Genomic DNA, 23,219 nt, shown 5'->3' on the forward strand with positions numbered 1-23,219 from the left:
TAAATACAATCCGTATTCACCCGTACCGCCCAAATGCTCCGTAATTTGGGTTTTTTGTGTTCAATTCCGCAAAATAGGGTACAAACCAAACAAGCAAGAAAACAGCACCCAAAAACAGGCAATTCGAATTACGTAAACTTAGGTTAAAAGTTATATAAAGTAATTTATTTTATCGTCGATAGTAACTATAGAACCAATCATCAACAAGAGCAAACAGCGTAATTCAAGACTATTTTCAGGTCATCAGGTAATACTGTTTTAGAGGGACAGTTTCTTGTTATTTATTGATTTAGAATTTTTTGAATACTTTTTGGCATTTTATCCGTACAATAGAGAGTACCAAAACTTTTTTTGGGAGGTATGTAATATGATCCTATTTATTATCATCGCATTATGCGGCTATCTTCTTTTTTCTTTCAGCAAGGACAATCGCCGCAAACCGCAAAAGACAAGCCCTCTGCCAGCAGCCGCACCTCATCACAACAACCTAATCGACCTTGACGCCATCCGCCAAAAACGCCGGATGCATCTTTCCTAATTCTATATTTCAAACGAAAAGGCTGCTGAATCACGCAGCCTTTTAAAATTGTTTTGATTTAGAGCCTGAAACCTTTTCGCCACATATCCGTAATTTCATACAAGGCAAACCCAAAGGAGACTTCAGCAATGATCGAGTTATTTATGAAACAAAAAATGTTCTCATTTAAAGATGCATTTCACATTTATGACCGGGATGAACAAGAAACATTCAAGGTGGAGGGGCGTTTTTTCTCGTTAGGAGACTCATTACAAATGACAGACTCATCTGGGAAAACGCTCGTTTCCATAGAACAAAAACTAATGTCTTTATTGCCGCGCTATGAGATTTCAATTGGCGGGAAAACAGTTTGTGAGGTAACGAAGAAAGTAACGTTTTTCAAACCGAAATTTGTGATTTCCGGGCTTAACTGGGAAATCGATGGTGATTTATGGAGGGATGAATTCCAGCTGACGGACGGGGAAAATGTCCGGATGTCAGTGAGCAAAAAGTGGCTCAGTTGGGGTGATTCCTATCACTTGCAGATTGCAAACGAGGAAGATGTTCTGATTTGCACTGCCATCGCTATCGTGCTTGATATGGTTTTATATAACGATGAAGATGAAGGTATTTTCTAAAAAGCATTGACAATTGATCCAAAAGTAATAATATTAAGATAATTGAAATCTGAATATGAAGTTATACCTTATCAAGAGAGGTGGAGGGACTGGCCCTATGATACCCGGCAACCGCTGTTTCAAACAGAATGGTGCTAAATCCTTAAGAACATTGTGTTCTTGCAGATGAGGCGGAGATTTGATCGTTCAAGCTCTTCCTTACACAAAGGAAGAGCTTTTTACATGCTCAATATTTCAGAAAAGAGGCGAATAACATGGCTCAACAAACGAATGTTGCAGGACAAAAAACAGAAAAACAACGCAAAGCACCTTTCCGCGCCGATCATGTCGGCAGCTTGCTTCGTTCCGTTCCGGTAAAGGAAGCCCGGCAAAAAAAAGCGGCTGGTGAGATGACAGCGGAACAGCTTCGTGATATCGAAAATCAAGAGATCACCCGCATCGTGGAAAAACAAAAAGAAATCGGTCTCGATGTGGTAACAGACGGGGAATTCCGGCGTTCCTGGTGGCATTATGACTTCTTGGAAGGGCTTGACGGTGTGGAACCGTTCATCCCGGCTGAGGGAATTCAGTTCCATAACACAAAAACGAAAGCGCGCAGCATCAAAGTGACGGGAAAACTCGATTTTACGAGCCACCCAGCGCTTGCTGATTATCAATTTTTACATGAGATTGCCGGTAACGCGACGCCAAAATTGACCATTCCCAGCCCAAATATGCTGTTTTTTGGCGAAAAGGCGGATAAAGGGATTTATGACGATCAAGAGGAATACTTTCATGATCTGGCCCAAGCATACAAAAAAGCAATCAAAGCCTTCTATGATGCTGGCTGCCGTTATCTCCAGCTCGATGATACGTCATGGTCTCTCTTCTTTGAGGACAAAGGCAGAGAGGTTGTCCGGGCGCTCGGCGGCGATCCAGAAACATTGCCAGCCATATTTGCCAAAACAATTAACGATGCCGTCGCAGACCGGCCTGACGATTTAACGATCACAATGCACATTTGCCGCGGCAACTTCCGCTCAACCTGGGCGGCATCAGGAGGGTACGACGCTGTAGCGGAAACGATTTTGGACGGCTTAAACCTTGACGGCCTTTTCTTGGAATACGATGATGACCGCTCCGGAAACTTTGATCCGCTCCGTTTTGTGAAGCGCAAGGATCTGCAAATTGTGCTCGGCTTGATCACATCGAAATACGGCGAGCTTGAAAATCCTGAGGATGTGAAACGCCGTATCAATGAAGCCGCGCGTTTTGTCAGCTTGGACCAGCTATGCCTGAGCCCGCAGTGCGGTTTCGCCTCTACAGAAGAAGGCAACCTTCTGACAGAGGAGCAGCAATGGGCAAAGCTTCGCCATGTCATCGACATTGCCAACGATGTGTGGAGATAATCTATCATTGACAGAAATAGAAAATGTGTGAATAATAGATACTATCAGAAAATTTCATAAAAAGGTTTTCCTTATCAAGAGAGGTGGAGGGACTGGCCCTGCGATACCCGGCAACCGCTGTTTAACAGAATGGTGCTAAATCCTTTAGAGCAATGATTGCTCTTGAAGATAAGGTTGAGATTGTCACGCAAGCTCTTCCTTATCCAAAGGAAGAGCTTTTTTACATTTGAATGGAAAGAAGGAATGGACAACATGTCACAACAAACAACACCCGCAGAACAAAAATCACTTCAAAGAAAAAAACCGCCGTTTCGCGCGGATCAAGTCGGAAGCCTGTTGAGATCTGAGCCCGTTAAAAAAGCGCGGCTGCAAAAAGCGGCCGGCGATATTACGGCTGAGCAGCTTCGCCAGATCGAAAACGATGAAATTATCCGCATTGTGGAAAAACAGAAGGAAACCGGCCTGAACGTCGTGACAGACGGTGAATTCCGCAGAGCATGGTGGCACTTTGATTTCCTGGAAAACTTAGATGGCGTTGAGCCGTTTACTCCTGAGCAAGGCATTCAATTCCATAACGTACAGACAAAAGCACGCGGCATTAAAGTCACAGGTGATATCGACTTTTCAACTCACCCAATGCTTGAAGATTACTCATTTCTCCATAGCATTGCCGGTGACGCGACGCCAAAGATGACGATTCCAAGTCCGAATATGCTGTTTTTCCGCGGAAAACTGGAAAAGGATGAATACAAAAACGATTATCAACTTTTCCAGCACGATGTATCCAAAGCATATAAAAAAGCGATTCAAGCGTTTTATGACAGAGGCTGCCGCTACCTCCAGCTTGATGATACAGCGTGGGCCGTTTTCTTATCAGAAAAAGGCTTAAAACAAATCGAAGCGTTCGGAACAACGCCTGACGAGCTTCGCCAGCTGTTTGCGAAATCCATTAACGACGCGATTGCAGACCGCCCGGATGACTTGACGGTAACCATGCATATTTGCCGCGGCAACTTCCAGTCCACTTGGACAGCGGAAGGCGGCTATGACGCAGCAGCCGAAACCATTTTTGACGGCTTGAATCTTGACGGACTTTTCTTAGAGTATGATGATTCACGCTCAGGCGGATTTGAGCCGCTCCGTTACGTAAAACGGTCTGATCTTCAGCTTGTTCTTGGCTTAGTGACATCTAAATTCGGTGAGCTTGAAAATCCGGATGACGTGAAACGCCGTATCGAAGAAGCGTCCCGTTATGTAAGCTTAGACCAGCTTTGCCTCAGCCCTCAATGCGGATTCGCTTCAACTGAGGAAGGCAATAAGCTGACTGAAGAACAGCAATGGGCGAAGCTCCGCCATGTGGTTGAGATCGCTAATGATGTTTGGAAATAAGCAAAGAAAAAACACACTTGATTCCCTAGCGGAGCAAGTGTGTTTTTTATGTCATTGTGCGGTGTAGCCCCCATCAAGGACGACAGCCTGCCCAGTGACGCCCTTCGCCTTCTCGCTTGCCAAAAACACGGCATAATCCGCAATTTCCTTGACGGAAAGCAGTCGCTTTTGCGGCACAAGCGGAAAAATGACTTGTTCAAGTACAGAGTCGTAAGGGACATTTCTAGTTTTCGATAGATCGCTAAGCTGATTGCGTACAAGCTGGGTATCGACATAACCCGGACAGAGCGCATTGACTGTTATGCCGTGGGGCGCGCCTTCCAGCGCCCCTACTTTTGTGAGTCCAATGACGCCGTGCTTGGCGCTATTATAAGCGGATTTCCCTGCAAAGCCCACTAATCCATTAACAGACGCAATATTAATGATTCTGCCAAACTGCTGTTTTTTCATGATCGGAAAAACATGCTTCATTGCAATAAAGGGAGCCGTCAGCATGACCTTGATCAGCTGTTCAAAGGTGTCTGTCGGAAACTCTTCAATCGGAGCGACGTGCTGAATACCGGCATTGTTCACCAGAATATCCAAGCGGCCGTATCGTTTTTGGATGACGTTTACCGTATCAGCAACTTGCGCTTCCTTTGTCACATCATACGGAATGGCCGCCGCGTCAAAGCCTTCTTCTGCAAGCTTGGAGGCTGCTTTTTCACATGCTTCCGGACGGAGGTCTGAAACGATGACGCTGGCACCTTCCCGGGCGAATTCTCTTGCCATTTCGAATCCGATTCCGCCGGCAGCCCCTGTCACCAAAGCGACTTGTTTTCTCATGTCAAACACCTTCCCATTAAGAATTGAGTACAGATTGGCTTACAGCGAAATCAGCTTCTGTTTTTTCATAAACCTCTTCAATTGTGACACCATCCTGAAGCTCCGTCAGTGTCATGCGGCCGTTCACAAAATCAAATACAGCCAAATCCGTAATCAGCCTGTGTACGACTTTCTGGCCTGTCAGCGGAAGGGAGCATGTTTTTTTCACCTTTGATTCACCATGCTTATTGACGTGCTCCATGATGACAACGATTCGTTTCGCCCCGTTGACGAGATCCATGGCGCCGCCCATCCCTTTTACCATTTTGCCCGGGATCATCCAATTGGCCAAATCCCCCTGCTCCGAAACCTCCATTCCGCCAAGAATAGCCAAATCGATATGCCCGCCTCTTATCATCGCGAATGACTCAGCGCTGTCAAAATAAGAGGCGCCCGTCACTTCAGTGATCGTTTCCTTTCCCGCATTGATCAAATCCGCGTCTTCCGTTCCTTCCAGAGGATAGGGGCCGATTCCGAGCAAGCCGTTTTCCGACTGAAGCATGACGTGAACGCCATCGGGTATCTCATTTGCGACAAGCGTCGGCATGCCAATCCCGAGATTCACATTCATGCCGTCCTTGATTTCTTGTACAGCCCGTTTGACCATTCGTTTTCTCGCTTCCTTCACTTGGCCTCACCCTTTCCCGATGCTTGCTGAACTGTTCGTTTTTCAATCCGTTTTTCTTGGCTCGCGCCAAGCACGACATGTTGTACGTAAATTCCCGGCGTATGGATGTGATCTGGATTGAGCTCTCCTGCTTCCACGATTTCTTCCGCCTCGGCAATCGTGATCTTGCCTGCCATGGCGGCAATGGGATTGAAATTTCTCGCCGTTTTCCTAAAAACCAAATTGCCCATGGTGTCCGCTTTCCACGCTTTGACAATCGCCACATCGCCGGTAATGCCTCGCTCCAGCACATAAGTCCGGCCGCCGAATGTTTTATGTTCTTTTCCCTCGGCTATGGAGGTGCCGACGCCTGTCGCCGTATAAAATCCCGGTATGCCTGCACCGCCTGCACGAATTCTCTCAGCGAGCGTTCCTTGGGGAACAAGCTCGACCTCGAGCTCTCCGCTTAAAAACTGCCGCTCAAAAATTTTATTTTCACCGACATAGGAAGCGATCATTTTCTTGATTTGCTTGTTAGCCAGAAGCAAACCAAGCCCCCAGTCATCGACTCCGCAGTTATTGCTGACAACGGTTAAATCCTTTACTCCCTGATCTCTTATAGACAAAATGAGCTGTTCAGGGATGCCGCACAGCCCAAACCCTCCCGCGATCAGCGTATCCCCATCATGAATCAGTTTCGCAGCTTCCTTGCTTGATGACAGCACTTTTCCCATATTGATGCCCCTTTCGTATTCTTCTACACTAGACCAGTCAGGCTGTAAATCGCGATCACAGCAAATACGGCAGCCGTTTTAATGAGCGTGATCGCAAAAATATCGCGATAGGATTGCCGGTGGGTCAAACCCGTCACGGCCAGAAGCGTGATAACGGCGCCATTATGCGGCAGTGTATCCATCCCGCCTGATGCCATTGAAATGACCCGATGCATCACCTCTGGCGGAATATTGTAAGCCTGAATCGCCTGTAAGTATTGTTCTGACATTGCGCTTAACGCAATGCCCATTCCTCCCGAAGCCGAGCCGGTGATTCCCGCCAGCGCAGTTGTCGTAACGGCGCCATTTACAAGCGGATCGGTAAAAGTATGTGAAATTCCGCTGCTCAGCTTATGAAACCCCGGCAGCGCGGCGATAATGCCGCCGAACCCGTACTCAGCACCCGTATTCATAGATGCCAGCAAGGCGCCGCCAATTCCTTCATTCAGCCCTTCCTTCAATTGGGCAAACACACTTCTCCAATCAAATAAAATCGTTGTGATGATGCCAATCACTAAAGCAATCTCCACCGACCAAATAGCAGCCGCGGAAGAAATATCAAGCCTGCCGAACTCCTTTAATCCTATGGAAGAAAAATCAAATCCATTCGGATACCACTTTGGCAGGTAAATGGTGAAATATTTATTCACTGCACCGACGAGAATAAGCGGGACAAAGGCAAGCGCGTGCCGAATCGGGCTTTTGTCCGGTTCAGCCGCGGACTCAATCGATTCAGGAGCAGGAGCATTCTGCGAATCAAAACCGCCATAGCCTTCGCCAGATGCCTGCGCTTTCTTCCGCCTTGATTCCAAATAGAGCATCCCAGCTGCCAGCACAATCACTGCGCCCATCAAACCCAGCCAAGGGGCGGCATAAATGTCTGTTTTGAAAAACGACGTCGGGATGACATTTTGGATTTGCGGCGTTCCCGGAAGTGCGTCCATCGTAAACGTAAAAGCCCCTAAAGCAATCGTTCCCGGGATGAGGCGTTTTGGTATGTTTGCTTCTTGGAACATGTTTTTCGCAAAAGGATATACGGCAAATACGACAACAAACAGGCTGACACCGCTGTACGTCAAGACAGCACCCATCAGCACAATGGCAAGTATCGCTCTTTTTGCCCCGACAAGCCGGACAATTGTTTTCGCGATTGATGCCGCAAGCCCGGCTATTTCAACGACCTTTCCAAAAATGGCACCGAGCAAAAACACTGGGAAATACAGCTTAATAAAACCCGCCATCTTCTCCATAAAAATTGATGAAAAAAAAGGAAGCACATGGCTTGGATCTGTCAGCAGCACCGCGAATAACGCGCAAATCGGCGCAAACAATATGACAGAAAATCCCCGATACGCCGTAAACATCAGCAAACCTAACGCCAATAGAATGATGATCAGTTCCACACACACATCCCCCGTTTCCGCGAACTAGAAAGCGTTTACAAAAACCTGTCCGCATCGGCTGTTTCCGTCCCCTTTCCATATGTACGAGAAGCGTGGGCCAACTATTCCGATTAAAAAAGGAAAGCTCCTTTTTTCGGAGCTTTCCTCTGCCATTCATTTCATTCCTATTAGGATATCAACATCAACCGTAATATCGGCTGATTTCATCTCTTTCAGCAGGCTGACTCGATCTTTCGGCGCCGACCAGGCAAGCGGCGTCATCTTGAGAAGCCAGTGAATTGCCTGCTGGTCAAGCGTTTTAACATAGCGCAGCCTGACAGGACGGCTGTGTGCTGCATTTGCTGTAAAACGCTCAACTGCTGCCGTATTGGAATACGTGCGCCTTGGTGAATCAGTATATAAAAATTGCCTTAATTCTATTAAATAGTCGCTTCGCGGCACTACTTTTATGAGCATGCCATCATTCTTCAGCAGTCTATGAAACTCTGCATAATTGGACGGCGAAAAAATAGACAGCACAACATCAAATTGACGATCATGAAAAGGAGCACGCGCCACATCGGCAACCGCCCACATCTGATCTTTGAATGCCTTAGAAGCTTTTAAGATCCCATCCTTCGAAAGATCTATGCCGGTTCCTATCGCTGCTTTCCCTGCATAATCAAACCCGCAAAGCGCATTCAAATGAGAACCCTCACCGCAACCGCTGTCCAGGATGGTGAATGCCTCATGACCAGATTTGGGATGACTGATGAGTTCTGCAACCGCATCATGGAGCGGCTCAAAAAAACCACATTCTCCAATCAGCCTGCTCCTCGCTTCAAAAAGCTCAGTACCGTAACTAGTTTTGACCGGCTTCGTCAGAAAGTTCACGTAGCCGTGCCGAGATAGATCAAATGTATGTCCTCGTTCTGTACAAATCAAGCTTTTCCCTGATGCCGCATCCATAGAAGAATCGCAGAGCGGGCATCGAAACATGCTGAAATCAACTGTTCGCTTCATGATAAAAAACACCCCATTCATTCATTTTTAGATAAATGAAAAAGGCATAGACAAATAAACCTAGGCCTATCTCAAAAATTGGCCAGGTCTGGCAGTTTGTCTACACCTGTCATTATCTATAACGAATGAATTGGATAATCATGAAAAAAACTCCCTTTCTGCTGTATGGTTTCCCCATTTCCATTATACAACAAATCTCCAGGAGCTAGAACCTTATAGTGAAGAAAAATCAGTACTGACATGCTGGTATCCCGCCAACATCATATCAGCATAGCAATCCAGCATGTTTTTCCTTTATTTTCTCATTTTAGAATATAAATTTTATTATTGTGAAAATAGTTAAAAAGGTTGATTTTCAAAAAGTGAAAGGATAAAATACTGCTATCATCTTAGAAAAAGACATTCTTGTATATGATCAGTAATATGGTCTGATTGTTTCTACCTAGTAACCGTAAAAAACTAGACTACAAGAAAGTTTGAATAAATTTGAACGAGTTGAAAAGGACAAGTTCTTTTCTGTTTGCTCTTATTTTTCACACTTTCTGCACTTCCAGAATTTGTGAAGGATAAGAGCTTTTTTTGTTTCCATAATAACCCTCATAGGAGTTGCTATCATGTACTTTTTACTAAACCTTGTCGGTCTCATTGTGATTATGGCAGTTGTATTCCTATGTTCTCCGCAGAAAAAGAAAATCAAGTGGCGCCCGATCATTACGTTAATTGTTCTGGAATTGCTGATTACTTGGTTTATGCTGGGAACAAAAGTCGGAAGCTGGGCCATCGGTAAAATCGGTGATTTCTTCACTTGGCTGATTGCTTGCGCCAGTGACGGTATCGCGTTTGCCTTTCCGTCAGTGATGGCGAATGAAACAGTAGACTTTTTCTTTAGTGCGCTTCTTCCAATTATCTTTATCGTCACATTCTTTGATATTTTAACGTATTTCGGCATTTTGCCTTGGCTGATTGATAAAATCGGATGGGTGATTTCAAAGGCTTCCCGCTTGCCGAAATTAGAAAGCTTTTTCTCTATTCAAATGATGTTCCTTGGAAATACCGAAGCACTTGCGGTCATCCGCCAGCAGCTTACGGTTTTAAGCAACAACCGCCTGCTCACATTCGGTTTAATGAGCATGAGCAGCATCAGCGGCTCCATTATCGGATCTTATCTTTCAATGGTGCCTGCGACATACGTGTTTACAGCCATTCCTTTGAACTGCTTAAACGCGCTGATTATCGCAAACCTGCTGAATCCTGTTCACGTGCCGGAGGATGAAGATATCATCTATACACCGCCTAAAGAAGAGAAGAAAGACTTTTTCTCTACGATTTCTAACAGTATGCTTGTCGGCATGAACATGGTTATCGTTATTTTGGCAATGGTGATCGGATATGTCGCATTAACGTCAGCAGTTAATGGCATTCTTGGCGTTTTCGTACATGGCCTGACCATCCAGACAATTTTTGCTTATCTGTTCAGTCCGTTCGCATTCCTGCTTGGACTGCCAGTGCACGATGCGATGTATGTTGCTCAGCTGATGGGCATGAAATTAGCAACGAACGAGTTTGTTGCGATGCTTGACTTGAAAAACAATCTCAAATCCCTTCCGCCTCACACCGTTGCGGTGGCGACGACATTCCTGACGTCCTTTGCAAACTTCAGTACGGTCGGCATGATTTACGGCACGTACAATTCGATCCTTGACGGAGAAAAGTCAACGGTCATCGGGAGAAACGTGTGGAAGCTGCTCGTCAGCGGAATTGCAGTATCTTTATTAAGTGCTGCGATTGTCGGCCTGTTTGTGTGGTAGAAACATTGAGCCATATCCCTTTTCGGATATGGCTCTTTTCATTATTGATAAATAGAGGCTGGCACCTGCACATTCCGGATTCCCGCTGCATAAGGCCCCAAGTCATATTGGCCAAAGACGATGGCGATCCCGTTTGCCGTAAAGTAAAACATTGTGTCTTTGTTTAGGGTTATATCCTCTTTCTTAACATCAGGGAAAAACAGCTCATCGTGTTTTTTGATATAGCTATATAGGTAATCTCTCGTTTTGCTGACTTTTGTTTTGGTGTTCAGAATCTGATCCAGCGTCACCCGCTTTTGTGCTTTCAAGTCATAGTTGAAGGACTGGACAGACGTTAAACCGTGGGCGCCTCCTGAATAGATATAATTAAGTGTTTGAATGCTGAGCTTGCCTGCCGCATTGTATTTGACGCTGAAGGATGCTTGATATTCGGTTTTAAAGCCCTGCTGTTCGCCTGCTTTTTTGTTTTTCAGATATTCCTGATACGATTGTTCAATGTAGGCTTTCAGCTCTTGATTGATTTTCTTTTCAAACGCGGCATTCCCGACGTGATGCACTTGTGGATACGTTAACTCCTTGATCTTTTTGTACGTATGGGTGCTGACAGTCGGTGTTTTCGCTTGAACTGCTTTTAAAGATGGGGCCGCATATGCAACTACGGAAAAAAGCAAGACTGCAATCCCCGCGGCTTTCATCATTTTATTCCATTTCATACAATCTCCTCCTTTGATGTCGTTGTTTATCATTCCCTTATTTAAGCAATACACACTTTTATAGACTGATTAAATCGAAAGAAGTTTCTAGGTCTAACAGCATGATTTTTCCAATAAAAAAAGAGACACAGGATGTCTCTTTTTTTACTGTTTGCGCCCAGAAATCGCTTCATGAACGGCCTGTGCCAAATCTGTATTTCCGAACATTTCTAATACCGCAATGACAGTCTGGTCCGGAATGTGCTCTGCTTCGTGTTTTGGCACGACCAGATCGTCCATGGTTTTTTTCAAGCTTTCATTCAGCTTTTGCTGCGGATACGCTTTGGCGTACAGCTCCATCGGATCAAGATCATGGTTCACGCACCACTGGGCAAACACCAAAATCATCATATTTTCATCGCGTTCGTTAGCTTCAGCGAGCTGTTTTTCGTTCATTTGTCATGCTCCTTATGAAAAGTATCTTCCTTAAAGATACAGGAGCCGATCAAATTCGTCTATCCCAATGGCGATGAGCAGAAACCGCATCGATAAATGCCTTGCTGAAAGCGGCGTAGTCAGGTTCTTCTTCAGCCGTTACGATGCCTGGTCCCTCTGTCGTCCCGACAGAGGATTGAAGAAGGTCAATTCCTTCATTTGCCGCACCGATTGCCTTGTAGTGATTGTAAGCTTCTCTGATAAACGCCATCGCTTGTTTGTTGTCTTTTAACTCCAGTCCTCCTGCGGCATAGACGGCATCATACAGAACAGAATCAACCGTCAGGAACGTGCCGTTGGCCTCAAGCTGCTGTCCGCTGCCGCTTGTCATATACCCCAGATTTTGACTGATGATATCTACTGTGATTCCTTCTTGCTTTAAGGCTTCCAGCACTGTTTGCAGCTCTTTTTCATGAAATCCGTTTCCGGCGAGTACAGCGACTTTTCTTGTTGACGCGGTTTTCACTGTACGGGCTTGGCTTAACGCAGGCGAAGTAAGAATTTCTTTAGATGCTTTACGCTTCGCGGGCGCCGCCACGCCTACTCCTTTGGCGATTTCTTCTGCTAAATCAGCATCGACATTGCTGAAGACATCAACGACCTGCCGCTGTACGTCTTTGCTTTTGACCTTCCCGACCTCGAAGCAGAAAGCAGAAATGATATGCTGTTTCTCCACAGGAGACATGCTGTTCCAGAAAAGCTTCGCCTGTGAGTAATAATCGTTGAAGCTGTCGCTTCGCTGGCGGATTTTTTTGCCCTCGACTTTTTCCTGATAGTGGACGTAGCCGCCTTCTTCAGCTGTCGCTGGCGACGGATCATTGTTTTGCAGAGAGTTTTTATGATAAGCGACAGGTCCCTTATTGATCGTCATCCGGTGATAGCCGTCGTATTGATTGTTATGGAATGGACATACAGGCCGGTTAATCGGAAGCTCATGGAAGTTCGGGCCGCCAAGACGGATGAGCTGTGTGTCTGTATAAGAGAAAAGCCGTCCCTGCAGGAGCGGGTCATTTGTAAAGTCGATGCCCGGCACGACATTTCCCGGGTGGAATGCGACTTGTTCTGTTTCCGCAAACACATTATCCTGATTGCGGTTCAGCGTCATTTTCCCAATGATCTTCACCGGCACAAGCTCTTCCGGCCACAGCTTAGTCGGATCAAGAATATCAAAATCAAACTTGAATTCATCTTCCTCATCAATCATCTGCACGCCGAGCTCGTATTCAACCTTGCCGCCGTTTTCAATTGTTTCCCACAGGTCACGGCGATGGAAATCTGGATCTTTCCCGGCAATTTTTTGCGCTTCATCCCATACGAGAGAATGCACGCCGAGCACCGGCTTCCAGTGAAATTTCACGAAACGTGCCTTTCCTTGTTCATTGACAAAACGGAACGTGTGAACGCCGAAGCCTTCCATCATTCTGTAGCTGCGCGGGATGCCTCTGTCTGACATCGTCCACATCACCATGTGAGCCGACTCAGGGTTATTGGCGACAAAATCCCAAAACGTATCGTGAGCAGTCGCGGCCTGAGGCATTTCATTGTGTGGCTCAGGCTTAAACGCATGAACCAAATCCGGAAATTTGATCGCATCCTGAATGAAAAACACCGGAATGTTATTTCCCACAAGGTCATAGTTTCCTTCTTCAGTATAAAATTTTGTCGCAAAGCCTCTGGCATCCCGCACCGTGTCTGCGGAGCCTTTAGAACCCGCGACCGTAGAAAAACGGACAAATACCGGTGTCTTCACCGAAGGGTCCTGAAGAAATTTGGCCCGTGTATATTCCGTCATTGGTTCGTAAACCTGAAAAAAGCCATGCACGCCATACCCGCGCGCATGCACAACGCGCTCCGGAATCCTCTCATGGTCAAAGTGCGTCATTTTCTCCCGAAAGTGAAAATCCTCCATCAGCGTCGGACCGCGAACCCCGGCTTTTAACGAATGCTCATCCTCTGACACTCGCAAGCCTTGGTTTGTCGTCATTTTCTTCCCGCTGTTATCGGTCCTGTACTGCTCAAGCTGCTCGTCCTTTGAGTGTTCATTTACACGTTTGTTTTGGTCATCACTCATGTCTGCTCCCCCTTTTTAAAACGAAACATTCTACAGCACATTTACCCGTGGCGTTCTTCATATAAACTGCTAATCCGCTCATTAGGATTTTTGGTCTACATATAAATATGCGGTCATACACATTTGAAATAAGCCTTCTTCACAGAAAGAAAGGATGGAAGCGCTTACTAAAAAAGCTGTTGAATAGGGGAGGTCATATCATGCTTGCCATACTCGGTTTTGTGATGATGATTGTCTTTATGTACCTTATTATGTCTAACCGGCTTTCCGCTCTTATTGCTTTGATTGTCGTTCCTATTGTGTTCGCCCTGATCAGCGGATTTGGCAAAGATCTCGGCGAGATGATGATTCAGGGCGTTACAGACCTCGCCCCTACCGGTATCATGCTGTTATTCGCCATCCTGTATTTCGGCATTATGATTGACTCAGGCCTGTTTGATCCTCTCATTGCCAAAATCTTATCGTTTGTCAAAGGAGATCCGTTAAAAATCGCCGTAGGCACAGCGGTTCTGACCATGACCATTTCGCTGGACGGAGATGGGACAACAACCTATATGATTACCATTGCAGCGATGCTGCCTCTCTACAAACGGCTCGGCATGAACCGTTTGGTGTTAGCGGGAATAGCGATGCTCGGTTCGGGGGTTATGAATATTATCCCGTGGGGCGGGCCGACTGCGAGGGTTTTGGCCTCCTTAAAATTGGACACGTCAGAGGTTTTCACGCCGCTGATTCCCGCTATGATCGCCGGCATTCTCTGGGTGATCGCCGTTGCTTATATCCTCGGAAAGAAAGAGCGGAAGCGGCTCGGCGTCATTTCGATTGATCACGCACCGTCTTCCGATCCGGAGGCCCCACCGCTCAAGCGTCCCGCTCTTCAATGGTTTAACCTGCTGCTGACTGTCGCTCTGATGGCCGCACTGATCACCAGCCTGCTGCCGCTTCCTGTTCTTTTTATGACTGCGTTCGCCGTTGCCTTGATGGTTAACTATCCAAATGTCAAAGAGCAGCAGAAACGAATCTCGGCGCATGCGGGTAATGCGTTAAACGTTGTCTCGATGGTGTTTGCTGCGGGCATATTCACAGGCATTCTCTCCGGCACAAAAATGGTGGATGCCATGGCGCATTCTCTCGTTTCACTCATCCCTGATGCCATGGGCCCGCACCTGCCGTTGATCACTGCGATCGTCAGCATGCCATTCACCTTTTTCATGTCGAATGACGCCTTTTACTTCGGTGTCCTTCCCATCATCACCGAAGCCGCTTCCGCTTACGGAATAGATGCCGCTGAAATCGGAAGGGCCTCCTTGCTGGGGCAGCCTGTGCATCTGCTCAGCCCGCTTGTGCCTTCCACCTATCTATTGGTAGGGATGGCAGGCGTCAGCTTTGGCGACCATCAAAAATTCACTATTAAATGGGCCGTGGGAACAACGATTGTGATGACGATTGCCGCACTTTTGATTGGGATTATTTCTTTCTAAATGTATGAGCTTGATCGTAGCATTGAGTGAGTACGTGATTTACAGAGGGGAGAAGATCAAATAGGATATTATGAGTGAATAGAAGATTCATGCCAACAACTTCTCATTACAATCATAAGAGCCTGCTATATTGCAGCAGGCTCTTTCACATTTGGCATTATTTTTTTGTATAGCGCACCCAGTCATAATGAGCGTATAGCGGATTTACACCATTGTAGGAGCCAAGCCATTCATCGACACCCGTGCCATTCCACAGGTTCATCATGATCTTTCCAGGTGTTGTCGGAATTTGGCTTGTTGCAGTATGTTTTAATTGCCCATCGACATACCATTTAATAGAGTTTGGCTGCCAATCGAATGCATACGTATGATAGGCATTGGCTGCATCAAACCCGAGATCCACAATCTTCTCATGGTTTCCTGCACCATTTGTATAATAGTTAAATTGAACCTTCGTTGTGTCTTTTCCTAAAAATTCGATATCAATCTCATCCCAAGGGGTTCCATCTGTTGGACCTGTGTATGTGAAGAACGATGAAACGATCCCTGTGTTTTTAGCTGGTTTCATTCTGACTTCATAAAGTCCATAGCCATATGTTTGAACAGAACGGTTTTCCCCGCAGTCAAACTTGTTATAAGATGGGCTTGTTAGCGCTAAACGCATTTCACCTAATGACGTCACTGATACGTTATTAGCCCGCCACGTGCAGTTGAACATATTTCCATTCGAATAACCATCTGCTTTTTGCCAAAAACCGGAGTTATAGCCGTTAAAAGGGTCAAAAAACGATCCACCTGTTTGAGCTGAGGCAGTAGAAGTGACTGCAAACAAACTCATAAACAATCCAGTGACAAGAAGCAGCAACACTCGTTTCAGATAAGGCATATTGGCATTCCCCTTTCATTGAAAGCGTTTTCTATGTTGATCTTACATGATTCTTTTAAAAGGGAACATCGGTCAAAATAATGATAATATCGAATCTTACTGACTTGAATCCTGTAACTATCATCATCTTCCCTCTGAAAAAAATAAAAACCTAAATTACCATCAGCACAGACAGAGATGATCCGCACTCATTGTAATTTAGGTTTTGCCTGCTTTATCAGTAACAATCCTATCATTTTCATATGTGAATGTAAGAAAAAATGAATACAAGGAAACAAAAATGTCAGCGCTCTCATTATGCTTGTTTAACTACCCTTTCTATGTGAATGGTTAAATACAGCAGCTCATCACTTGTGAGCTTGTGCTCATACTCCCGCTCAATGTAGGTTTGGATTTTCTTCGTGCATTCATACGCGCGATGATACTTTTCTTTCACTGTATCCAGCAAAAAATCGTCCTGGCTTTCCATGTGAGTGCCGTTAAATAGACGCTGCGCGAAAAACTTTAAGTGGGTGACGAACCGATAATAGTGAAGCGATTCTTCGTTGAATTCAATCTTAAAATGGTATTTTACAATACTCAAAATCTCTTGCATGACTTTTGTAATGTTGATAATATTGGGCATCTCTTCATTCAGCTCGGCATTTACAATATGCAGAGCAATAAAGCCCGCTTCATCCTCTGGCAGAGACACACCAGTCTTGTTTTTTACCATAACCAACGCTTCTTTGCCGATCGCAAATTCGTCTTTGTACAGCCGTTTTGTTTCCCACAGCAAGGCGTTTTTGATATCAAGCCCTTTCTGGTTGCGCTGGATGGCAAAGTTAATATGGTCGGTCAGCGACACATAGATGCTGTCGTTGAGCTTTTTGCCGAGCTGTAATTTTGCGTAGCTGATAATCTCTTCGGATACTTCCATACACTCGATCGGTATATCATACAAAAGGGTTTTGAACTTTTCTGATACATCCTTGTTATCGAGCGTGAACACTTTCTCAATGCGGGCTTCATCGACATCATCGCCAGACTTTTTCTGAAACGCGAGCCCCCTGCCCATGACGACCAATTCTTTTCCCTGTTCATTGACCACGCTGATCACATTATTGTTGATCACCTTCGCAATTTTCATGGCATGTCCCTCCAATCAACTAAGAATAGACTATATCTTGATTGTACATTCTTTTTGTACTAGGTCAATATCATCAGGGAAAGACGGAAGCTGGTCAGTACAATTCACTCCGTACCTGCTGCCCGGGCTGTTTTTGAAGCAGCGCCTCCAGATGGCGTTCAAATGATGCCTTGTCAGCTTTCTGCTTTTTGACAATGCTGTTCATGATTTTAATGCTTTCAGCGCTGTATTGTGTATATTGTTTTTTCAGCTGATCCAGCTGCTGTCTTGTCTTCTTCGCGTTTTTCGGTGTGACTTGGCCGATGAGTTTGATCATACTGTCTGCGGTCTCAAAAAAAGCGGCTCTATTTTCTGTCAGCTGCTGAATTTCGATGCGGCTCATGTCTTGATTACGCGTTTTTTGTAGCAAGGCGACCGCCTCGCTGTTTTGTTTTTTGAGCGATTTGTTCTCAAGCTTAATCGATTCGAGATTCTCCTTCGCAATGTCTGCTTCTTCTTCAGTCATGTTGCTTCGCACGAAGTATTCTGGATTACCGATTCCATAATCAAATGCTTCGCTCACTTGTATCATGGAACTGAACACAATGGCCAGCTGCCTGTCGCTTGCGAGGGCTTGGAAATCCTGCTTTTTCTTACTGCTCATCGGTTTGGCTGCGGTTTGTTTTACTGTCTTTTGATCACAGTCTGCGAACATCTGAGCCTCACCTTCACTTTCGCATGCGCTCATCACAAGAACTGTGACCAGCAGGCTTATACACAAGCCTATTCGCCTCATGCTCTGTCTCCTCTCTGCTGAATCCCTTCTGGAAAATACCATAAAATATAGTTAAATGGTACCAGATTCACCTAACCCCAGCAATAAATCAAAAGTATGATTTGAAGCGCAAAAGCATAAATATTTTGTAAAAATTGACGTGCATTCCATTCTTTTCAGGCCCATTTTTCGTACAATAGAAGTATCGTTACCGGAGAGGGGGCTCTGATGATGAAACGTTTTACGAAACAAGAAAACAGCTGGGTATTATATGACTGGGCAAATTCTGCTTACTCAATTGTCGTGACCACCGCGGTATTTCCGTTATTTTATAAATCAGCAGCTGCGGAAAGCGGTGTCAGCGCCGCTCAATCGACTGCCTATCTGGGCTATACCATTGCGATTTCAACGTTTATTCTTGCGATGCTCGGCCCTATTTTAGGCACAATCGCCGACTATGAAGGGTGCAAGAAAAAGTTCTTCGGTTTCTTTGTGTCAGTCGGTGTCGCCAGCACCGCGATGCTCGCCTTTATCCCTAGTGAACATTGGCTGCTATTGTTGCTGTTTTATACGATATCGGCTATCGGTTTTTCCGGCGCCAATGTGTTTTATGATGCCTTTCTCGTGGACGTCACGCCTGAGAAACGGATGAATCTCGTCTCGGCACGGGGTTTTGGCTTAGGATACATTGGCAGCACGATTCCATTTATCATCAGTATTGCTGTCATCCTGCTCGCGCAAGCAGAGACGATTCCAGTGTCTGTATCGGCCGCAAGCCAGCTGTCCTTTTTCATAACGGCTGCCTGGTGGGGGCTGTTCACTATCCCAATGATTAAACATGTCCATCAACGCTATTACATCAAAAAAGAACCTCATATTGTCATCAACAGCTTTAAGCGGCTCGGCCAAACGATGAAACGGATCAGGCAATACCGGGCACTTTTCCTCTTCTTGCTCGCTTATTTCTTTTATATCGACGGAGTCGGCACAATTATTACGATGTCGACATCCTATGGATCAGATTTAGGGATCGGCTCCTCAAGCCTTCTGATCATCCTATTTGTCACTCAGGTGGTCGCTGCACCGTTTTCGATTATATACGGAAAACTGGCAGAACGCTTCACGGGGAAGACCATGCTGTACGTCGGGATCGTCATTTATATGATCGTTTGCGTGTATGCCTATTTTATGGAGACAACGCTTGATTTCTGGATACTGGCTATGCTTGTCGCCACCTCGCAGGGCGGTATTCAAGCCCTAAGCCGTTCCTATTTCGCCAAGCTTGTGCCAAAGCGCCACGCCAATGAATTCTTCGGTTTTTACAACATTTTTGGAAAATTCGCCTCAATTATGGGACCGCTGCTCATTGCCGTGACAGCCCAGCTGACCGGGAAATCCTCGACTGCGGTGTTCAGTCTGATCATTTTGTTTGTAATTGGTATTGTGATTCTTGCCTTTGTTCCGGAGGAGACCAGCGCCAATGTCAGCCAGCAGCAAAATGACCTGCCCCTTTAACTGGGAGCAGGTCATTCATCATTTATTCGCTTTATTCACCTTCAGCTTTTTCCCTTTGACGGTTGTGTTCTTCATCACTTTGAGAACATGAGGACCTTTACCATTTAAAATCTCAACGTATGAGGCGTTATCCATGATCGTAATGATGCCGATGTCGTCAGCTGACACACCGTCAATTTTTGCAATCGTTCCTACAAAATCAACGGCTCTGATTTTCTTTTTCTTTCCGCCGTTAAAATACAGCTTCATAATGTCTTTATTCAGCTCTTCGCTTTTGTCTTTTTTGCTTTCCGGACGGTCATTCATTTTAGCTAGAAATTCTGGTTTCTTCCTTGCCACTTCCTCTTGAGAAGGGGCTTCTATTTTTTGAATCTCAAATCCGATATATTCTTCAATGTCGGCTAAAAACCGTTTTTCGAAGGCCGTGACAAACGAAATGGCCTTTCCTTTGTTCCCTGCGCGTCCCGTTCGGCCCGTGCGGTGGACATAGCTTTCCTTTTCAAGCGGCAGATCATAGTTGATGACAAGGGAGATATTTTCAATATCAATCCCGCGCGCGGCGACATCCGTCGCGACTAAGTAACGGTACTCGCCACGTTTAAATTCATTCATGACGTCGAATCGGTCTTCCTGAATCATTCCGCCGTGAATTTTATCGCATGGATATCCTAAGTCATCCAATTCATCGGTCAGCTGATTGACGTGCTCCTTCGTTCGGCAGAAAATGATGCAGCTGTCGGGATTCTCCGTCATCAGCACATCTTTCAGCAATGAAAATTTATGCTCTTCTCTTACTTGAATCACCGCATGTTCAATATTTCTTGTGGTAAGCCCGGCCGCTTTGATTTCGATATGCTCGGGGTTTTGCATATATTGACGGCTCAGCTTCTCGATATCCTGCGGAAGCGTCGCCGAAAACAGCATCGTCGTACGCTCAGTCGGAAGATGCTTGATAATCGCCTCCACCTGCTCAATGAAGCCCATATTCAGCATCTCATCCGCTTCATCAATGACCAAATAAGAGAGACGATCCAACGGCAGCGTGCCTTTTTCGATATGATCCAGAACACGTCCCGGCGTGCCGACAACAATGTGGCTTTTTTGCTTAAGCTCAGCTTTTTGTTTATCAAAGGAGGATTTTCCAAATACGGCTGTCGCTTTGATCCGTTTAAATCGTCCGATGTTCGTGATATCTTCCTTTACTTGCACCGCAAGCTCACGGGTTGGAGTTAAAATAAGCGCCTGCGGCTTGTTTTCATCCCAATCCGCCAGCTCACAGAGAGGAATTCCGAACGAAGCCGTTTTCCCGCTTCCCGTCTGTGATTTGACGACAAGATCCTTTCGTTCAAGGGCAGCGGGGATCACGCTCTGCTGCACCTTGGTCGGTTCTGTATATCCCAGTCCTTCCAATGCTCGTAAAATGTCATGACTGATTTGATAGTTTTTAAAATGACTCATGTATAAACTCCTGTCTCTTGCAGATGTTCTCATTATACTCTAATTGACGAAGGCATATGTGTTTTGTCGAAAAGTGATGTATTAAAAGCCATCGATTCCCTGGCGTTTTAGCTCCTGAACAGCCAATCGCGCCAGTGCGTCGGCCCCCGCGCGATTCGGATGCAGCGTATCTCCATCCATATAAAGCCCGAGTGTTCTTTCCGGACCGATCGATGTAAAGTATGCCGAGCTGAGGACATTTAAGTCAATGAGGTGTGTTTTTTCCTCTTCGGCCAAAGCTAAAATAGAGGCCCTGTACCATCTGTTTACAGACGAATGGATGCCTTCAGAAGTAAAATCGGTCGCCCGGCCCTGAGGCGTTGATAGGATGACGTCCGCTCCTTTCGCTTTTACCTGACGAATCATATCACGCATCATCTCTTTAAACTCCGCTTCAGATTCATTATGCTTCGGATTTGTGTCATTAATGCCAAGCTGCAATATAAAATAATCTCCCGGTTTAATATACTTCAGGATCGCCTCAAGCTGTCCATCATTTCTGAACCCTCTCGCGATCTGCCCGCCGGACGCCATGTTTCTCACTTGAAAGGTGTGTTTATCGATATAGTGAGGCAGCATCTGCCCCCAGCCCGCCTGCTTGCTGCTGTTGAGCGGATAATAATTGCACACCGTCGAGTCGCCGCCGACATAAATGGTTCGGTTCGTCACCGGCTGATCAGACAATTTCTTTATTTTCAAGGCGCTAAGCGTAAAAGCGGTGCCAGCTTTCCCCTCTGTCACCAGCAGATTCAGCTGCCCGTCGGTGACAGGAATTTGGAACGTATCCTCCGCGCCATCCCCTGTCATATTAATAACCTGAAACACGCCCTCCGCCGCCACACTGGCCCTTGCCGTATTGCCAAGCGTCACCTTCACCTCATAAAGGCCGTTCGGGAGATCCACATTAAACGTGTTATTGCTTTTCGTCCCATACGCTAAAAACTGAACCGCATCACTCTTCACACCAGTCCCGGATGCCGCCACATCCCTCATATTCTCCGGTGTTTGAAAACCGTAGCCCTTTGACCGATCATATCGATCAAACGCCCTGACACCAATATAACCAGGCTCCACCGAACCGCTTCCAAAGTCAAATTGATACACCTTCGGCTCCGCCGCCTTCACACTCTCATTCCCGCCAAAACACAGCATCAGCATCATCACAAAAACCGCTGCCATCCATTTTTTCATCAAGACTCCCCCTCTATGAAAACGAATACATTAATCCATACTCGGTGATTGTTTCTTTATGATGACTGAAGGAAGAAAAAAATTGCGTTGACAAACAAAAAGGAAGATTTTATTATATCAATAAGTGATATATCATTAGTTGATATAAGAAATGAGGTGACCGCTTGCCAAAGCAGCGTCCGCAGGAAATGGATCAGCTTACCGATCCAGCCTATTATATTGTCTTAACCTTGCTGGAGCCAAAACACGGATATTCGATCATGCAGGAGATTGAGGACATGACCGATGACTCCTTTACGATCGGCCCGGCTACCTTATATACATTGTTAAAGAAATTACTGCAAGAAGAAATCATTAAGCTTGTCAACAATGACAACCCACGGCGCAAAGTGTACCAAACCACCTTGCACGGCCAAGAACTACTCAAAAAAGAAATTCAGCGCAGAAAAGTGATGGCTGAACACGGTCAACGTGCTTTTCAACAATTGAAAGGGGATTCATCATGAAACAGAAAAAATTTATGATGTCTGAAGGATTGGCCTTTTCAGAAGAAAAGGATATGAAGAGACTAAGTGATATGGCCAGCAAAGGCTGGGTACTCGATTCTTTTGCGTTTATGGGGTATAAGCTTAGAAAAACTGAGCCGCGGAAATTGATCTACAGCTTAGACTATCGTGCCGTCGATAATGACAACATAGATGAGTACCTTGAAATATTCGAAAATGCCGGATGGGAGCATGTTTATTCTGAATACACCACACATATCTTTGCCGCCGCACCCGGAACGAAGCCGATTTACTCCGACCGTTCAACCATGATTGATAAATACAAACAAAGTGAATATACCCTCCGCTATATCATATTGTTCATGCTCTGTCTTACTGCGGCTTTCAATGTTTATTTCTGCTGAAGCTTCCATACTTCATAACACCATAAACATCCTTTCTATTTTTCTCATTGCATCACTATTCCGGCTATCCTCACTTACGCAGCCACTGTCTTCAGAATTTGGCGCGTCATATGCAGAAACCCCAACCTTGAGTGAAGGCTGGGGTTTTGCTTTTTAATAACTTTCCGTGCCAGTTCTAAATACATTTTCTAAGCTTATACTATCATTTC

Annotated in this window: 22 protein-coding genes and 3 riboswitches; of the genes, 9 read left to right on the forward strand and 13 right to left on the reverse strand. The window is 45.6% G+C overall.

Features of this window, described 5'->3' with window-relative positions; all coding sequences use genetic code 11:
- Positions 1 to 274 precede the first annotated feature (274 nt).
- From NSQ12_RS20600 to NSQ12_RS20615, 4 genes are all read left to right on the forward strand, one after another.
- Positions 275 to 538, forward strand: a complete 264-nt coding sequence (locus NSQ12_RS20600) for a hypothetical protein (protein ID WP_010886640.1) — start codon at positions 275 to 277, stop codon at positions 536 to 538.
- A gap of 128 nt (positions 539 to 666) precedes the next feature.
- Positions 667 to 1,155 carry an LURP-one-related/scramblase family protein gene (locus NSQ12_RS20605; RefSeq protein ID WP_003227238.1) on the forward strand — a complete coding sequence of 163 codons (489 nt, stop codon included), beginning with the start codon at positions 667 to 669 and terminating at the stop codon, positions 1,153 to 1,155.
- 65 nt (positions 1,156 to 1,220) lie between these two features.
- Positions 1,221 to 1,327, forward strand: a riboswitch (SAM riboswitch).
- 82 nt (positions 1,328 to 1,409) lie between these two features.
- On the forward strand, positions 1,410 to 2,543 hold the full coding sequence (locus NSQ12_RS20610; protein ID WP_140600083.1) for a 5-methyltetrahydropteroyltriglutamate--homocysteine S-methyltransferase: 1,134 nt from the start codon (positions 1,410 to 1,412) through the stop codon (positions 2,541 to 2,543).
- A 68-nt stretch (positions 2,544 to 2,611) separates the two neighbouring features.
- Positions 2,612 to 2,718, forward strand: a riboswitch (SAM riboswitch).
- 77 nt (positions 2,719 to 2,795) lie between these two features.
- Positions 2,796 to 3,932 (forward strand): 5-methyltetrahydropteroyltriglutamate--homocysteine S-methyltransferase, encoded by a 1,137-nt coding sequence (locus tag NSQ12_RS20615; protein WP_069703595.1) that lies wholly within the window; start codon positions 2,796 to 2,798, stop codon positions 3,930 to 3,932.
- 51 nt (positions 3,933 to 3,983) lie between these two features.
- Here the strand turns inward: NSQ12_RS20615 and NSQ12_RS20620 are convergent, their stop codons facing one another.
- From NSQ12_RS20620 to NSQ12_RS20640, 5 genes are all read right to left on the reverse strand, one after another.
- Positions 3,984 to 4,757, reverse strand: coding sequence for a 3-hydroxybutyrate dehydrogenase (locus NSQ12_RS20620; protein ID WP_069703594.1), 774 nt, complete (start codon positions 4,755 to 4,757; stop codon positions 3,984 to 3,986).
- Positions 4,758 to 4,773: 16 nt separating this feature from the next.
- Positions 4,774 to 5,424: a succinyl-CoA--3-ketoacid CoA transferase subunit B gene (locus NSQ12_RS20625; RefSeq protein ID WP_003243049.1), complete on the reverse strand. Its 651-nt coding sequence runs from the start codon at positions 5,422 to 5,424 to the stop codon at positions 4,774 to 4,776.
- A complete protein-coding gene (locus tag NSQ12_RS20630) occupies positions 5,421 to 6,137 on the reverse strand; it encodes a succinyl-CoA--3-ketoacid CoA transferase subunit A (protein ID WP_003227229.1) in 717 nt (238 codons plus the stop codon). Before NSQ12_RS20630 ends, NSQ12_RS20625 begins: the two co-directional genes overlap by 4 nt.
- Before the next feature lie 23 nt (positions 6,138 to 6,160).
- Positions 6,161 to 7,579, reverse strand: a complete 1,419-nt coding sequence (locus tag NSQ12_RS20635; RefSeq protein WP_069703593.1) for a GntP family permease — start codon at positions 7,577 to 7,579, stop codon at positions 6,161 to 6,163.
- A 153-nt stretch (positions 7,580 to 7,732) separates the two neighbouring features.
- Positions 7,733 to 8,581 carry a methyltransferase domain-containing protein gene (locus NSQ12_RS20640; RefSeq protein WP_069703592.1) on the reverse strand — a complete coding sequence of 283 codons (849 nt, stop codon included), beginning with the start codon at positions 8,579 to 8,581 and terminating at the stop codon, positions 7,733 to 7,735.
- A gap of 385 nt (positions 8,582 to 8,966) precedes the next feature.
- Positions 8,967 to 9,068, forward strand: a riboswitch (purine riboswitch).
- 127 nt (positions 9,069 to 9,195) lie between these two features.
- On the opposite strand from NSQ12_RS20640, the gene NSQ12_RS20645 reads away from it, so the two are divergent.
- The gene (locus tag NSQ12_RS20645; RefSeq protein WP_003227216.1) at positions 9,196 to 10,389 is read left to right on the forward strand and encodes a NupC/NupG family nucleoside CNT transporter; all 1,194 of its coding nucleotides are present in this window, start codon (positions 9,196 to 9,198) and stop codon (positions 10,387 to 10,389) included.
- Positions 10,390 to 10,430: 41 nt separating this feature from the next.
- Here the strand turns inward: NSQ12_RS20645 and NSQ12_RS20650 are convergent, their stop codons facing one another.
- From NSQ12_RS20650 to NSQ12_RS20660, 3 genes are all read right to left on the reverse strand, one after another.
- On the reverse strand, positions 10,431 to 11,102 hold the full coding sequence (locus tag NSQ12_RS20650; RefSeq protein WP_069703591.1) for a DUF3298 and DUF4163 domain-containing protein: 672 nt from the start codon (positions 11,100 to 11,102) through the stop codon (positions 10,431 to 10,433).
- Between the two features lie 144 nt (positions 11,103 to 11,246).
- Positions 11,247 to 11,537, reverse strand: a complete 291-nt coding sequence (locus tag NSQ12_RS20655; protein ID WP_069703590.1) for a hypothetical protein — start codon at positions 11,535 to 11,537, stop codon at positions 11,247 to 11,249.
- A gap of 49 nt (positions 11,538 to 11,586) precedes the next feature.
- On the reverse strand, positions 11,587 to 13,647 hold the full coding sequence (locus tag NSQ12_RS20660; protein ID WP_069703589.1) for a catalase: 2,061 nt from the start codon (positions 13,645 to 13,647) through the stop codon (positions 11,587 to 11,589).
- Between the two features lie 200 nt (positions 13,648 to 13,847).
- Here NSQ12_RS20660 and citH point away from each other — a divergent pair, with 200 nt between their 5' ends.
- A complete protein-coding gene (gene citH / locus NSQ12_RS20665) occupies positions 13,848 to 15,128 on the forward strand; it encodes a citrate transporter CitH (protein WP_069703588.1) in 1,281 nt (426 codons plus the stop codon).
- 157 nt (positions 15,129 to 15,285) lie between these two features.
- On the opposite strand, the gene bglS is transcribed toward citH, so the two are convergent.
- The 3 genes from bglS to NSQ12_RS20680 all read right to left on the reverse strand — a co-directional run bounded on the left by bglS (position 15,286) and on the right by NSQ12_RS20680 (position 17,918).
- Positions 15,286 to 16,014, reverse strand: a complete 729-nt coding sequence (bglS, locus tag NSQ12_RS20670) for a beta-glucanase (RefSeq protein ID WP_069703587.1) — start codon at positions 16,012 to 16,014, stop codon at positions 15,286 to 15,288.
- Between the two features lie 295 nt (positions 16,015 to 16,309).
- Positions 16,310 to 17,143 (reverse strand): transcriptional antiterminator LicT, encoded by an 834-nt coding sequence (licT, locus tag NSQ12_RS20675; RefSeq protein WP_003242598.1) that lies wholly within the window; start codon positions 17,141 to 17,143, stop codon positions 16,310 to 16,312.
- 94 nt (positions 17,144 to 17,237) lie between these two features.
- Positions 17,238 to 17,918 carry a hypothetical protein gene (locus NSQ12_RS20680; protein ID WP_069703586.1) on the reverse strand — a complete coding sequence of 227 codons (681 nt, stop codon included), beginning with the start codon at positions 17,916 to 17,918 and terminating at the stop codon, positions 17,238 to 17,240.
- A 207-nt stretch (positions 17,919 to 18,125) separates the two neighbouring features.
- On the opposite strand from NSQ12_RS20680, the gene NSQ12_RS20685 reads away from it, so the two are divergent.
- Positions 18,126 to 19,412 (forward strand): MFS transporter, encoded by a 1,287-nt coding sequence (locus NSQ12_RS20685; protein WP_108029134.1) that lies wholly within the window; start codon positions 18,126 to 18,128, stop codon positions 19,410 to 19,412.
- Positions 19,413 to 19,430: 18 nt separating this feature from the next.
- Here NSQ12_RS20685 and dbpA read toward each other — a convergent pair whose 3' ends face one another.
- Together dbpA and NSQ12_RS20695 are read right to left on the reverse strand one after the other, a co-directional pair.
- Positions 19,431 to 20,870, reverse strand: coding sequence for an ATP-dependent RNA helicase DbpA (dbpA, locus tag NSQ12_RS20690; protein ID WP_038428034.1), 1,440 nt, complete (start codon positions 20,868 to 20,870; stop codon positions 19,431 to 19,433).
- An 81-nt stretch (positions 20,871 to 20,951) separates the two neighbouring features.
- Positions 20,952 to 22,100 (reverse strand): GDSL-type esterase/lipase family protein, encoded by a 1,149-nt coding sequence (locus tag NSQ12_RS20695; protein ID WP_038428036.1) that lies wholly within the window; start codon positions 22,098 to 22,100, stop codon positions 20,952 to 20,954.
- Between the two features lie 164 nt (positions 22,101 to 22,264).
- On the opposite strand from NSQ12_RS20695, the gene NSQ12_RS20700 reads away from it, so the two are divergent.
- Positions 22,265 to 22,606 carry a helix-turn-helix transcriptional regulator gene (locus NSQ12_RS20700; RefSeq protein ID WP_128471940.1) on the forward strand — a complete coding sequence of 114 codons (342 nt, stop codon included), beginning with the start codon at positions 22,265 to 22,267 and terminating at the stop codon, positions 22,604 to 22,606.
- Positions 22,603 to 23,010: a DUF2812 domain-containing protein gene (locus NSQ12_RS20705; RefSeq protein ID WP_128471941.1), complete on the forward strand. Its 408-nt coding sequence runs from the start codon at positions 22,603 to 22,605 to the stop codon at positions 23,008 to 23,010. The genes NSQ12_RS20700 and NSQ12_RS20705 overlap by 4 nt, the downstream gene beginning before the upstream one ends.
- Positions 23,011 to 23,219: the final 209 nt, after the last annotated feature.

The organism is Bacillus sp. PS95 (assembly GCF_037963565.1).
Lineage (GTDB): Bacteria > Bacillota > Bacilli > Bacillales > Bacillaceae > Bacillus > Bacillus subtilis.